General features: G+C 69.4%; 14 protein-coding genes. 9 read left to right on the top strand and 5 right to left on the bottom strand.

The features are described 5' to 3' along the window. Positions 1–36 precede the first annotated feature (36 nt). The 4 genes from ACMGFE_RS20525 (at position 37) to ACMGFE_RS20510 (ending at position 3,357) form a co-directional block, all read left to right on the top strand. On the top strand, positions 37–1,350 hold the full coding sequence (locus tag ACMGFE_RS20525) for a P-loop NTPase (protein ID WP_436927156.1): 1,314 nt from the start codon (positions 37–39) through the stop codon (positions 1,348–1,350). A gap of 94 nt (positions 1,351–1,444) precedes the next feature. Beyond that, positions 1,445–1,681, top strand: a complete 237-nt coding sequence (locus ACMGFE_RS20520) for a DUF7511 domain-containing protein (RefSeq protein ID WP_436927155.1) — start codon at positions 1,445–1,447, stop codon at positions 1,679–1,681. Positions 1,682–1,751: 70 nt separating this feature from the next. Further along, entirely contained in the window at positions 1,752–2,996 is a 1,245-nt protein-coding gene (locus ACMGFE_RS20515; protein WP_436927154.1) for a molybdopterin molybdotransferase MoeA, read from the top strand. 82 nt (positions 2,997–3,078) lie between these two features. Next, positions 3,079–3,357, top strand: coding sequence for a DUF8593 domain-containing protein (locus ACMGFE_RS20510; protein ID WP_436927153.1), 279 nt, complete (start codon positions 3,079–3,081; stop codon positions 3,355–3,357). A 160-nt stretch (positions 3,358–3,517) separates the two neighbouring features. On the opposite strand, the gene ACMGFE_RS20505 is transcribed toward ACMGFE_RS20510, so the two are convergent. Next, positions 3,518–4,570, bottom strand: a complete 1,053-nt coding sequence (locus ACMGFE_RS20505; protein WP_436927152.1) for a pentapeptide repeat-containing protein — start codon at positions 4,568–4,570, stop codon at positions 3,518–3,520. A gap of 163 nt (positions 4,571–4,733) precedes the next feature. Between ACMGFE_RS20505 and ACMGFE_RS20500 the strand changes: the two genes are divergently transcribed. Then, entirely contained in the window at positions 4,734–5,249 is a 516-nt protein-coding gene (locus ACMGFE_RS20500) for a phosphate-starvation-inducible PsiE family protein (protein WP_436927151.1), read from the top strand. A 22-nt stretch (positions 5,250–5,271) separates the two neighbouring features. Here ACMGFE_RS20500 and ACMGFE_RS20495 read toward each other — a convergent pair whose 3' ends face one another. Continuing rightward, a complete protein-coding gene (locus ACMGFE_RS20495; RefSeq protein WP_436927150.1) occupies positions 5,272–6,108 on the bottom strand; it encodes a molybdopterin synthase in 837 nt (278 codons plus the stop codon). Positions 6,109–6,280: 172 nt separating this feature from the next. On the opposite strand from ACMGFE_RS20495, the gene mobA reads away from it, so the two are divergent. Then, complete coding sequence (mobA, locus tag ACMGFE_RS20490; RefSeq protein WP_436927149.1) at positions 6,281–6,961, top strand: molybdenum cofactor guanylyltransferase; 681 nt, start codon at positions 6,281–6,283, stop codon at positions 6,959–6,961. Positions 6,962–7,091: 130 nt separating this feature from the next. Further along, positions 7,092–7,646, top strand: coding sequence for a metal-dependent hydrolase (locus ACMGFE_RS20485; protein WP_436927147.1), 555 nt, complete (start codon positions 7,092–7,094; stop codon positions 7,644–7,646). Positions 7,647–7,685: 39 nt separating this feature from the next. Here the strand turns inward: ACMGFE_RS20485 and ACMGFE_RS20480 are convergent, their stop codons facing one another. From ACMGFE_RS20480 to ACMGFE_RS20470, 3 genes are all read right to left on the bottom strand, one after another. Then, positions 7,686–8,678: an ABC transporter permease gene (locus ACMGFE_RS20480; protein WP_436927270.1), complete on the bottom strand. Its 993-nt coding sequence runs from the start codon at positions 8,676–8,678 to the stop codon at positions 7,686–7,688. Between the two features lie 67 nt (positions 8,679–8,745). Beyond that, a complete protein-coding gene (locus ACMGFE_RS20475) occupies positions 8,746–9,843 on the bottom strand; it encodes an ABC transporter permease (RefSeq protein ID WP_436927145.1) in 1,098 nt (365 codons plus the stop codon). After that, positions 9,840–11,657: an ABC transporter ATP-binding protein gene (locus ACMGFE_RS20470; RefSeq protein ID WP_436927143.1), complete on the bottom strand. Its 1,818-nt coding sequence runs from the start codon at positions 11,655–11,657 to the stop codon at positions 9,840–9,842. The genes ACMGFE_RS20475 and ACMGFE_RS20470 overlap by 4 nt, the downstream gene beginning before the upstream one ends. A gap of 231 nt (positions 11,658–11,888) precedes the next feature. Here ACMGFE_RS20470 and ACMGFE_RS20465 point away from each other — a divergent pair, with 231 nt between their 5' ends. After that, complete coding sequence (locus tag ACMGFE_RS20465; protein ID WP_436927142.1) at positions 11,889–13,001, top strand: BMP family ABC transporter substrate-binding protein; 1,113 nt, start codon at positions 11,889–11,891, stop codon at positions 12,999–13,001. Positions 13,002–13,090: 89 nt separating this feature from the next. Beyond that, positions 13,091–13,636, top strand: coding sequence for a hypoxanthine/guanine phosphoribosyltransferase (gene hpt, locus ACMGFE_RS20460; protein ID WP_415381261.1), 546 nt, complete (start codon positions 13,091–13,093; stop codon positions 13,634–13,636). Positions 13,637–13,649 lie beyond the last annotated feature (13 nt).

Here is a 13,649-nt window from a genome sequence, read left to right as displayed (position 1 = left end):
GCCCTCCGATCCGCGCTATCCGCTGTCCACCCCACAATGTCTGAACACACCGACTCCGACGTGACTCCCGACGATCGAGACCGCATCGACGAACAGCCACCCGACGACGCCGGACTGACCGAAGCGGTCGAAGCCGCGCTCCGGCAGGTCCGCGACCCCGAGGTCGGAAAGGACGTCTTCGAGGCCGGACTCGTGTCGGACGTGGCCGTCTCCGAGGGGGCCGTCACGGTCGTCGCGGACCTGGCCGATTTCGACCCCGAGGGTGGCGAACAGGTCACGAACGCGATGCTCCGCGCCGTGTCGGACGTGCCCGGCGTCGAACACGCCCACGTCGAGCAGGCGACGCCAAGCGTCGACGGTGACCGGACGCCCGGTCTCGCGGACGTGGACCGCGTCGTCGCGGTCGCCAGCGCGAAGGGCGGCGTCGGCAAGACCACCGTCGCGACGCACCTCGCCTGCGCGATGGCCGGCGCGGGACTGGACGTCGGCCTGTTCGACGCCGACATCCACGGACCGAACGTCCCCGACGTGCTGGAGGTCGACGGGCCGGTCTACTCCGACGACGACGGCAACCCACTCCCCGTCGAGGCGGGCGACCTCGACGTGATGAGCGTCGGGCTGATGGCCGAGGGCGCCCCGCTGGCCTGGAGGGGCGCGATGGCCCACGACGCGCTCTCGGAACTGTTCCAGGACACCGCCTGGGGCGACCTGGACGCGCTCGTCGTCGACCTCCCGCCGGGGACCGGCGACGTCGTGCTGACGACGCTCCAGGAGGTCCACCTCGACGGCGTCGTCTTCGTGACCACCCCGTTCCACGCCGCCGTCACCGACACCGCGCGCTCGCTCGACCTCTTCCGCGACAACGACGTGCCGGTGGTGGGCGTCACCGTCAACATGGCCGGGTTCACCTGCCCCAGCTGCGGCGACGAGCACGACCTCTTCGCGCACGGCGACCCGTTCGACGGGCTGGACGCGCCGGTCCTCGCGGAACTGGACTTCGACCCGAGCGTACAGCAGACGCCCCGTCCCGGGGAGGTGCCCGAACAGATGCAGGAACTGGGCGAGGACGCTCACGAACGCGTCGAAGACATCTGGGCGGTCGACGTCCCGGACGACGCGCTGGATCTCCGCGGCGTCGCTGCCGACGAACGCCACGACCGCGTCCGCGCGACCTTCGACGCGACCGAGCGCGGCGAGGCGTTCGTCCTCGTCAGCGACCGCGACCCGACGCCGGTGCGGTCGTTCCTCGCCACCCTGTCGGCGCACGTCGACGACCCCGCGGACGTGTCGCCCTTCGACGTCGAGCGAGCGAACCCCGAGACGTGGGTGCTCCGGACCGTCCGTCCGTAGGTCCGGGGTCGGTTTCCCCGGCCTACGTACCGCTATACAGAAGTCATAGCAGCCGTCATAGGCCGGCCTCCCGACGCTCCACCTGACCACCACGATGTCCCGACGTACCCGGACGGACGACGACCCGTTCCCCGAGAGCCCGACCCCTCCCGCCGGCCCGGACGGACCGCGCCGTCCCGACGCGCCGCGGCTCGAACTCGCGCTCGTCACGTACGCGGACCGGCCGGACCGGTGTACGGTCTACCCGTCTGGTGCGACCGGCGTCGAGCGCATGTCGACGTGGGTCTCCGTCGACCGGAGCCTCCTCGTCGGTCGTGAGTCGATGCAGTGAGCGGCCGTGCGGTCGGGACGACGGGAGCGCTTCCACGGCGTTTTTGCCCGTCGCCGGCGAACGATCCGTAATGGGACACGAGGGCTTCGCGGAGGTGACGCGTCTCGCGGCCGCGCGAGAGGAACTGCTGTCGGCCGTCGACCCGCCGGAGACGGCCGAATCGATCGCCGTCGCGGACGCGGAGGGGGCCACCCTGGCGGACCCGGTCGACGCCGAACGGGACGTGCCCGGCTTCGACCGCGCGGCGATGGACGGCTACGCCGTCCGCGCGACCGACACGCACGACGCGAGCGGCCGCTCCCCTGTCGTCCTCGACGCCGTCGGACCGAATCCGACGGGCGATCAGAACTCCTGGAGTTCTGATGACGCCGTCGACGGCGCGGTCGGCGACGGACAGGCCCGCTACGTCCACACCGGGAGTCCGCTGCCCGACGGCGCGGACGCTGTGGTGAAGGTGGAGGAGACCGACGCGCGCGGCGACCGGATCGAAGTCGCCGTCGCGGTCCCGCCCGGCGAGAACGTCGCGCCCGCCGGCGAGGACGTGCAGTCGGGCGCCCGGATCTTCGACGCCGGCAGACGCCTGCGTCCCTCGGACCTGGGGCTGCTGAAAGCCGGCGGGCACCGTTCTGTGGCCGTCAGACCGCGTCCGCGGGTCAGCGTCGTACCCACGGGCGAGGAACTGGTCGACTTCGACCCCGGCTACGGCGAGACGACGGAGACGAACGGGCTGACCGTCTCCCGGCTCGTCGAACGCTGGGGCGGCGACGCGACCTATCGGGACATCGTCGGTGACGACGAGGCGGTGCTGCGCGAGGCGGTCTCCCGCGACACCGACCACGACGTCGTCGTGACGACCGGCGGCTCCTCCGTGGGCGAGCGCGACCTGATCGCCGACGTAGTCGCGGACCTCGGCGACGTGCTGGGCCACGGCGTCGCGCTCAAACCCGGCCACCCGGTCGGCTACGGCGTCGTCGACGGGACGCCCGTGCTGACGCTCCCCGGCTACCCCGTCTCCTGCCTCGTGACCGCCGTCCAGCTGTTGCGCCCCGTCGTCGCCCGCGCCGGCGGCTTCGAACCGGAGCCGTTCCCCGAGTTCGAGGCGACCCTCGACCGGAAGATCGCCAGCGAAGTCGGCGTCCGGTCGTTCGTCAGGGTCCGGAAGACGGGCGAGGGGGCCGTCGAACCGGTTCGCGGCGGCGCCGGCGTCCTCTCCTCGGTCGCCGCTGCCGACGGCTGGGTCGTCGTCCCCGAGAGCCTGGAAGGCGTCGCCGCCGGCGAACCGGTGGCCGTCCAGCGCTGGGAATCGTTCTGCTGACTCGACGGCGCGTTCCCGCCAACCGTCCCGTGTGCCGTTCGCCTGTCAGCGCCGGCCTGCGAGCGCGTGCCGAGCGCTGACGATGATATCGCCCGAACACGGACACATGGTGACCCTCACCGAGGACGACGTCGGAAAGACGGTGGTCAACCCGGTCGGCGACGAGATCGGGATCGTCGAGGACTTCGAGAACGGGACGGCCTACGTCGACACTCACCCCAGCTGGACCGACCGGATCGAGGCCAGGCTCGGCTGGGACGACGACCCGGACATCCGCGAGGCGCCCCTCCGGGACGAGTACGTCGAGGAAGTCACCGACGACGAGATACTCCTGCGCCAGGACCTCCAGATCGACCGGTGAACGCCCGTTCCCCATCCCCTTCGTCCCGTCGGAACTAACCTGTAACGAACGCTCGTCCGGCGACGAGCCGTCGTCCGGTGGCGGTCGACGCGGGCCGGGGCAGTCGTCGTTCGGTGGCGGTCGACGCGGGCCGGGGCAGTCGTCGTGGACCGGCATCGGTTCACCACGTCACCAGTCGCGTGAGCACGAACACGAGCAGGGCGGCGAGGAGCGCACCGAGGAGCGACTCGACGCCGGCCACCAGCCGGGCGGCCGCGCCGACGGGCTGGATGTCTCCGTACCCGAGCGTCGTGAACGTGATCACGCTGAAGTAGAGACTCTTGAAGAGGACGCGACCGATCCACTGGACGGGCGCGTCACCGGGATCTTCGAGCGTGTAGGTGATCGCACTGTCGGTGAAGACCTCCCGCACGCCGCCCGTGAGCGGGTAGACGACCGCCGCGCCGACGATGACGACGAGCGACGTCAACAGGATCCGGTACGGACTGCTGCCGTAGAGCGCGATCCAGCGGGAGAGTTCTCGCTTGATCGCGCTGGGGTAGTCCCCTTTCGTCCACGCGAGCTTCCGGCGCGCGTCTTTCTCCTGGTTGTAACTCCGCTTGGCCAGGTACGGGAGCCCGTTGTCGCGGTAGATCTGCTGGAGCTGGCGATACGCCCACGAGGCGGATTCGAGGGGGTGGTCGTCGCCGAGCTTCGGGCTGACGCGCTCGCGTTCGTAGACCGAGGAGTCCCCCAGCGTGGTCTCGCTGTCGATGTGGACGTCGGTGAACACCGCCTCGTTGAGGAGCGCTCCCTCGAGGTTCGCCCGGCGGAGATCCGCGTTCGTGAAGATCGCGCCCTCGAGGTTTGTTTCCTGGAAGTCCGCGTTGATACCGCTCACGCTGGTCAGCGTCGCCAGCATCAGGTTCGCGCCGGAGAAGTCGGCGCCGTTCAGGTGCGCCTCGGTGAAGTCGGCCCCGACCAGCTCGCGGTCCTCGAACCAGTCGATACCCGACAGCTCGGCCTGTTGCAGGTACGCGCCGTTGAGGTTCTCCTCCGGGTCCGGGAGGCTCTCCTCGAGGTCGTCCTGCGTTTTCCCCGCTTCCTTGGTGTGCCAGACGCACCGGTCGCGGTCCTCCCAGAGCGGCCGACCGCACGGTTCCGTGGACAGTTCCTCGTCCGGGAGGCCGACGTCCAGCTGATAGTCACACCGCTCGTCGTTCCGCTGAGACATGGCCCTCGTTGGGCCTCCGGCGGGAAAGGGACGGGGCCGCACCAAGCAAGCGAGGGCAGCCACAGGTCTTTCGGTCTCACCGACCCACGCGTACACTCACCACCGGCGTGGTCGGCGCGATCCGTCGACCGCGTCGCCGGGCGGTGCGGTCGCGTGAACTACCATGGACGACTCGGGAAAACCGCCGGACGGACCGAAAGGCACTGACGACGCCACCGAGGGGTCGCCGAGCGTGAGCGACAGGCGCGTCACCCGGTTCACGGAGTCTCTCAGCGAGACGGTCGTGGCGATACAGGCCGTCATCGCGCTCGTTCTCGTCGTCGTTCTCGTCGTCGGGGTGATCAACCTCCTCGCGACGCTCGTCAGGGCCGCCCAGGCGTTCGAGATCCTGGGGTACAAGAACGCCGTCGGGCTGATCAACACGACAATCGACATCGTGCTCTACCTGTTCATCGTCATCGAACTCTTCCGGACGATCGTCGCGTACGTCGAGGCGAAGAACGTCGTCAAGGCCGTCATCCACGCCGGCCTGATCGCCGTGGTCCGACAGATCATCATCTTCAAACCCTCCGACGTCGAGAGCAGCGAGGACGCGATCATGCTCGCCGGCGTCTACCTGCTCTTGCTGGTCGGGCTCTTCCTGGGTTTTTTCCTCGTCCACAGGATGGAACGGGACTGACGCGCCGATCCCGCGCCCGGACCTACTTCTCGGGTCGCTCGTGGGACCAGAAGGCGTCGTCGACGGTGACCTCCTTCTTGAACAGCGGGACCTCGTCTTTCAGCCGGTCGATCCCGTCTTCGACCGTCTCGAAGGCTTCCCCACGGTGGCCCGCCAGCACGACCACGAAGACGATGTCCTCGCCGGCCTCGACGACGCCGGTCCGGTGGTGCAGCCGGACTTCGTACACGCCCTCTCTGGCTTCGAGTTCCTCGCGGATGGTCGCCAGTCGGTCCTCGGCGACGCCGTCGTACTTCTCGAACTCCAGGTGTTCTGTCGGGTCGTCGTCGGCGTCCTCCTGCGTCCGAACGCGGCCGGTGAACGTCGCGATCGCGCCGCTGTAGCGGGCGTCGGGTGACTCCTTCACCGCGGCGACCAGCGACGCGAGACACTCGTACGGTTCGAGGTCGTCGAGGGCAGCGACGACCTCGTCGACGTCGATGGCGTCTGCCTCGGGGGCCGCGGCGACCGTCTCGCCGGCGTGGTCGCGGCCGCCGAGCGCGACGGTGGGGACGTCGGCGCCGCTGTACCCCTCGACGAGCGCGTAGTCGTACTCGGGCGCGAGGTCGTCGAGCGTCTCGTCCAGGGTCCGCTCCGCGCCGGTGGCGAACCAGCCCGAGTCGTCGGTGATCCCGTACGTAGCGTGGGCACCGGCGGCGCGGTGGCGGGCGGTGTCTTTCCCCTCGGTGTCGACGGTCGGATTCGTCTTGAGGTGTTTCACCGTCGCCACGCGCCCCTCCGTCGACAGCCGCTCGGCGAGCCGCTCGACCAGCGTCGTCTTGCCCGAGTCCGACGGGCCGGTGATCCCCAGAACCTGCATACCCCGACTGGGGGTTCCACCGGCATGTAAATTCCTCATGCCATGTTCGGGGCAGCGGTCGACGCTGGTGGCGCAGGCCGTTACCGGTCGACGTCCGGGCTGCCCGTCGGCACCGGCCACCATCAGGCCGAATGGGACAGTGACATACCGGCGGCGGCCCTATCCGGTATCGATGGCAGAATCGCGTTCCGAGCGGGTCCGCGGCGTCGTCCTCGCCGGCGGGCGGAGCACCCGGTTCGGGGAGGAGAACAAGGCGCTCGCGACTCTCGACGGTCGGCCCGTCGTCGCGCACGTCGTCGAGGCGGTCGCCGACGGGACCGACGGGACTCCCGTCCTCTCGGTCGCGACGGACTCGCAGGCCGAACGGTTGCGCAGGGCGATCGACGGGCCGGTCGAGACGGTCCGCGACGACGCCGACCGTTCGGGACCGCTGGCCGGCCTCGACGCCGCCGTCGAGGCCATCGACGCGCCCTGGCTGTTCGTCTGCGCGTGCGACATGCCGCTGGTCACGGCGGAGAGCGTCGACGCGCTCCGGGCCCGCGTGCCGGGAGACAGTCGCTCGGACGGTCACCGTTCGGACGACCACCGCTCGGACAGGTCCCGTTCGGACGCCGGTCGGATCGACGCCGTCGTGCCGGCCGTCGACGGGTTCGATCAGCCGCTCCACGCGCTGTATCGACGCTCTGGGCTCTCCGCGGCGCTGGACGGGCTCTCCGACGACGACGCGGTGATGGCGCTGCTCGACCGGCTGACGGTCGAACGGATCGCGGTCGACGACCCGAACGCGCCGCTGGCAGCGGCGGCGACGAACGTGAACACGCGGGCCGACCTCGACGCCCTCCGCGACGAGTGAGACGCACCCGAAGGCGCTCCGCGACGAGTGACGGCTCGCGGGAACGATCCACTGAACAGTCCTTTTCGCCGTTTCGGCTTCGTGTGCAGGCCCCCGCCCTATCCGTCGCGCTCCCCTATTTCCGTCCGACATGGTCGACGTGATGGGACACCTGGCGATGGGACTGTTGTGGTCGCTGCCGGCGTGGTTCCTCTGGGACGAGCGCGTGAGCGCGCTCTTCGTCGCGTTCGCTGTCCTGATGGCGCCGGTTCCGGACGTCGACAAGTACGTCGCGATGGCGTTCCCGGACCTGGTCCACCACCACGGCGTCACCCACACGGTCGTGTTCGCCGCCGCGATAAGCGTAGTCGCCGGTGCGATCGTGGCCGCGACGCTCACCGATCGGATCGACGGCTGGACCGACGGCCAACGCTTCGACACCCAGCAGACGTTCCTGTTCTCGACGGCCGCGTTCGCCGTCGGCGGGCTCAGTCACGTCTTCGCCGACATGCTGTCGGCGCCGGACATCTCGACGCCGATCGAACCGCTGTGGCCGTTCGTCGACGGCTCGTGGGGGATCGACGTGCTCTACTACGACAACCCCTGGTGGAACGTCGGATTCCTGACGCTCATGGTCGCCGTCCACCTCGTAGCGGCGTACAGCGCGTTCGACGTCCGGGAGTCGTCGCGCTCCCGCGAAATCTGAGACACCGGACTGCAGAAGGGCGGCTTCGCCGGCGACTGGTCAGTCCGTCTCGCGGCTGTACGGTTCCAGCAACGCGCTCGGCGCCCCCAGTCGCGAGTCGTCGAAGCGGACGACCGTGACCACGAGGACGAAGATCGTCGCGAGGTACGGGTAGGTGGCCATGATCGTCGGGTGCATCAGCAGTTCGAGCAGCGGGTTGACGACGCCGGAAAGCGGCGCGCCCGCGTCCAGCGCCAGGTCGATCCCCTGTGAACGCAACTGGAGCGCGTCGAGCAGGCCGAACAGGTACGCGCCGACGAGCGCCCGTTCCGGCCGCCACTGCGCGAAGATGACCAGTGCGACGGCGATCCACCCGCGACCGGCGACCATGCCGGTCGCCCACAGCTGCGAGAACGCCAGCGAGAGGTGCGCGCCCGCCGCGCCGGCGAAGGCGCCGCCGAGCAGCACACAGAGATAGCGCATCTTGAACACGTCGACGCCCATGGTGTCGGCCGTCTCGGGGTCCTCGCCGACGGCGATGACCTCCAGCCCGAGGTTGGTCCGGAAGAGGAACCACCAGACGATCGGCACCAGCGCGAGCGCGATGAAGTCGGGCGCCGTGCTGCGGAACAACGCCTCGCCGATGATCGGTATCTCGACGAGGTATCGGCCCACGAGCGGGAGCGTCGTCTGGGGGAACCCGTCGATCGACTTGTCGACCCACTCTGCGCCGAAGAACGTCGTGAGGCCGGTCCCCAGCAGCGTCAGCATGATCCCGCTGATCACCTGGCTCGATTTCAGGGTGATACAGAGGAAGGCGTGGACGAGTGCGAGGAGCGCGCCGAGGGCGGTGCCGACGAGAAAGCCGAGCCAGTAGCTGCCGGTGACGACCGTCGTCGCGAACCCGCCGAGCGCGCCGACGAGCATCATCCCCTCGACGCCGAGGTTCAGGACGCCTCCGCGTTCGCTGATGATCTCGCCGAGCGCCGCGAAGATGAACACCGTCGACGCCCGCACCGCCGCGTCGAGCAGTCCGGCGGTGAAGCCCACCATCAGGCCCCACCCCCGCCGTACCGTCGAGTCGATCCGATAGATCCGGCCGTCCGTCCGACCGACGCCGTCATCTCGCCTCACCCGCCTCGGCGGCCGGCGACGGCCCTCGATCTATCTCCACGTCGACGCTGTAGCGTTTGATGAACTCCGCGGTGATGAGAAAGAGGATCACGAGCGCCTGGATCACGTCCACGAGCGCCGCGGGGACGCCGTAGGACACCTCCAGTTTCGACCCGCCGACGAACAGCAAGGCGAAGAATGCCGCCGCCAGAAGCACGCGGACGGCGCCGTTGCGCCCGAGGAGCGCGATAGGGATCGCGGTGAAGCCGTACCCCGAGGAGAACTCGGGCCGCAGTCGTTCCTGGACGCCGGCGATCTCGCTGAAGCCGGCGAGTCCCGCGAACGCGCCTCCGACGAAGAACACGAACAGGTACACCCGAAACGTGCTCATCCCCGCCTGGGCGGCCGCGAGCGGGTTCGACCCGACGAACGTGACGTCGAAGCCGACGCGCGTCCGACCGACGATGATCGCCGTCGTCGCGACGGCGAGCAGGCCGACGAGGAAGCCCGCGTGCACGTCGAGGACAGGGATCGCCGGGAACTGCGCCGCGTCGGGCAATAGCGCGCTCCCGGGGAAGTTCCCGCTGCCGCCCTGCATCGGCCCGCGGACGAGGTAGCTCGCGAACTGGATCGCGACGAAGGTCAAAAGCAGCGTCGTGATGATCTCGTTGACGTCCCACTTCGCTCTGAGAAAACCGGGGATCCCCGCCCAGAGGCCGCCGGCGATGCCGGCGCCCAGGAGCGCGAGCGGGATCAGCGCGACCGTCGGGAGCGAGACGTTCAGCCCGATCCACGTCCCGACGACGGCGCCGGCGTAGAGTTGCCCCTCCGCGCCGACGTTCCACAGTCCCGCTCGCAGGGGGAGATAGACCGCCAGCCCGGTCAGGACGAGCGGGACCGTCCGCGTCGCGGTCTGGCGGAGTCCGAACGGGTCCGTCAGCGTCTCCAGGAACATCGTGTTGTACGCGGCGACGGGGTCGACCGACAGCGCGACCAGCGCGACGGCGCTCAGCGCGAGCGCGCCGACCACCGTGAACACCGGCGTCCCGTAGGCCAGCCACGTCGGGACCTCGTCACGCGCCGAGAGGTCGACCGAGACGTTCACCGCGGATCACCGCCACCGGTCGCGTCCCCGTCATCGGGCGCATCCCCGTCATCGAGCGTCTGCCCGGTACCGAGCGCATCCCCGCCGTCGGTCATCGCCCGGTCGGTCGCGCCCGCGTCGTCGGTGGCCTGGTCGCTGGCCGCCTCGTCCGGGTCGGCTGCGCCGCCGGTCATCCGCAGCCCGACGCGTTCGCGGTCGGCGGCTTCCGGCGTCGTCTCGTGGACGACCTCCCCCTCGTACAGCACGAGCAGGCGGTCGCTCAGGTCGAACAGTTCGTCCAGGTCCTCGGAGATGAGGACGATGCCGGTCCCCTCGGCGCGCTGGTCGAGCAGCGCGTCCCGGAGGAACTCGATGGCACCGACGTCGACCCCGCGGGTCGGCTGGTGGGCGACGAGCAGGTCCGGGTCGCGGGCGAGTTCCCGCCCGAGGATGAGCTTCTGGAGGTTCCCCCCCGAGAGGTCGCCCGCGGCCACCTCGCGCACGTCGTGGACGCCGCGCACGTCGAACTCGTCGACGACCTCCTGAGCGTAGCTGCGCAGTTCGTCGTAGTCGAGGAACGGTCCGTCGTCGAAGCGCCCGTCGCGGTACTCCTTCAGCGCGGCGTTGTGCATCACCGACAGCTCCGGGGCACAGCCGTACTCGTGGCGGTCCTCGGGGACGTACGAGACGCCGCTGTCGACGAACGTCCGGGCCGATTCGCCGGTCAGGTCCGTCCCGTCGACGGCCAGAGTTCCGGCGGTCGGCGACCGGACGCCGGCCAGCGTCTCCGCGAGTTCGCGCTGTCCGTTGCCGCTCACGCCCGCGACACCCACGATCTCGCCCTCGCGGACCGACAGGTCGACCCCGGAGAGGGCTTCGATCCCGCGGTCGTCGTCGACTCGCAGGCCCGTCGCGTCGAGGACAGGCGCGCCGGGGTCGACCGACTCCCGGTCCAGCGAGAACAGCACCTCGCGGCCGACCATCATCCGCGCGAGGTCAGACTGGTCGACGTCGCTCGTCTCGACGGTCCCGACGTTCTTCCCCTCTCTGAGGACCGTCACGCGGTCGGTGATCGCCGTCGCCTCCGAGAGCTTGTGCGTGATGAAGACGATGGCGATGCTCTCGTCGGCCAGCGCGCGGAGCGTCTCGAACAGGCGGTCGGCCTCCGTCGGCGTGAGGACGGCGGTCGGCTCGTCGAGGACGAGCAGATCCACGTCGCGGTACAGGGCCTTCAGGATCTCGACGCGCTGGCGCTGCCCCACGTCGAGTTCGTGGACGGGCGCCCGCACGTCGACGTCGAAGCCGTACTCGTCGGCCAGCGCCTCGATCTCCTCGGCGGACGCGTCCAGCCCGAGCGAGAATCGCTCGGCGAGGGCGCGGGCCACCCGATTGCGACGGACGGCGTCGGGCAGCCAGCCGTCCGTGTCGGCGCCCTCGTCTGCATCGGAGCTGTCGTCTGTGTCGTCTCCTTTTGGCTCGTCGCTCGCCCGGTCGCGGAACGGGCCAGCGGGCTCGCGCTCGCCGAGGACCACGTTCTCGGCGACTGAGAGTCGCGGGATGAGTTTGAAGTGCTGGTGGACCATGCCGATGCCGCGGTCGATGGCGTCCTGTGGCGAATCGAGATCGAGCCGGCGGTCGCCGAGGTGGACCGTGCCCCCGTCGGCGTCGTAGAGCCCGTAGAGGATCTTCATCAGCGTGCTCTTGCCGGCGCCGTTCTCGCCGAGGAGCCCGTGAATCTCGCCGCGGCGGACTGAGAAGTCGATATCGTCGTTGGCGACGACCCCCGGGAACTCCTTGCGGACGTCCGACATCCGGAGGAACGCGTCCTCGGCCATTACGATCCGGCAGGGCTTCGAGCGTCCTTGAAGATACCGTTTGGCGCTCGCCCCGGTTCGCGCTCACACGGCGCGTAGACCGCCGCTGGCGCCGGGTCCTAGAGGGTCTCTGTAGTCCTAATACCGCTATCCAGTGCGCTATAGGCAACCTTATCAATTCCCGCATATCCGTACCAGACGAGGAGCGGTCGACCGGGGCGAGATCCCCGGGTCACAGCCACGGACACAACAATGTCGACAGACATCACACGACGACGGGCGATCAAGGCACTGGGTCTCGCGGGCGCGGCCGGACTGGCCGGCTGCTCGGGAACGGGCGACACCGGAACGGAAACGGGCGACGGCGGCGACGGCGGCGACGGTGGATCCGGCGGGAAAGACACCGTCAAGGCCGCGTTCGTCTACAACTCGGAGGTCGGCGACAAGGGCTGGTCGTGGGCGCACGAACAGGGCCGACAGGCCGTCGCCGAGGAGTACGACTGGCTGGAGACCGGCCACACGGAGGCCGTCGCTCCATCGGACGCGAAGTCGGTCTTCGAACAGTACGTCCAGGACGACTACGACGTCGTCTTCGGCAACACCTTCGGATACATGGACACGATGGTGTCGGTCGCGGAGGACAACCCTGACACGCTCTTCGAGCACTGTTCGGGATACGAGACGCGCGAGAACATGGGCCGGTACTTCGGTCGGATGTACCAGGCGCGGTACATGGCGGGCGTCGCTGCGGGGATGCTGACCGAGGCGAACACGCTCGGCTACGTGGCGGCGATCCCCATCGCGGAAGTCGTCCGCGGCATCAACGCGTTCACGCTCGGCGCGCGCTCGGTCAACGAGGACGTGACCACCAAGGTCCGCTGGACGAACACGTGGTACGACCCGCCGAAGGAGAAGGAGGCGGCGACCGCGCTCATCGACGAGGGCGTCGACGTGATGGCCCAGCACCAGGACTCCGCGGCGGCCGTCCAGGCCGCGGCCGACGCCGACATCTGGGCCACCGGCTACGACGCCCCGATGAACGAACAGGGCGGTGACAGCTACGTCACCTCCCCCATCTGGCACTGGGAGGAGTTCTACGGCCCCACGCTCGAAGCCATCCACGACGGCTCGTGGGAACCGGACTTCTACTGGGCGGGCCTCGAAGACGGTATCGTCGGCCTCTCCGACTGGGGCCCCGAAGTGCCGGACGACGTGAAGTCGACGGTCGAGGAGACCCGCTCGGCCATCGAGAGCGGCGACACCGACGTGTGGGCCGACAGTGAGTTCGCCGACGCCGACGACGCGACGCTGTTCCAGGACATGGGCAGCTACGTCGAGGGCGTCGAGGGCACGGTCCCCGAGTAAGCGCGAACCGCGACTCTAATCCGTCGGGATCGCCGACGCTTGCGGCCCGCAAACAGGAGTTTTTTTGCGACCCTCGGCAACCGGACGGCATGGAACGGCTCCGCGCGTCACTGCACGAGGCGCCAATCATCGACAAGGACGGCTACGAGTACCTCGTCCACCCGATCAGCAACGGCGTGCCGATGCTCGACCCCGCGCTCCTGCGCGAGGTCGTCGTCGGCATCGTCCGCAACGCCGACCTGGACGTGGACAAGATCGTCGCGCCCGAGGCGATGGGAATCCACGTCGCCACCGCGCTCTCCCTGCAGACCGACATCCCGCTCGTCGTCATCCGCAAGCGCGAGTACGGCCTCCCCGACGAGGTCGCCCTGCAGAAGTCGACCGGCTACTCCAGCTCCGAGATGTACATCAACGACATCGAGGACGGCGACCGCGTGCTCATCGTCGACGACTTGCTGTCGACCGGCGGGACGCTCGCCGCGATCACCCAGGCGCTCGACGACATCGGCGCCGAGGTCGCGGACATCGTCGTCGTCCTCCGCAAGGTCGGCGAGAGCGCGCTCGACGAGACCGACTACGAGGCGACGAGCCTCCTCGACATCACCGTCGAGGACGGCGAAGTCACCGTCCACTGACGGTCCGACGCAG

It is taken from the genome of Halosimplex amylolyticum, assembly GCF_051414035.1.
In the GTDB taxonomy this organism is placed as follows: Archaea; Halobacteriota; Halobacteria; order Halobacteriales; family Haloarculaceae; genus Halosimplex; species Halosimplex amylolyticum.
The sequence above is the reverse complement of the archived record's forward strand: the minus strand, read 5'-3'. Positions and strand labels throughout refer to the sequence as shown.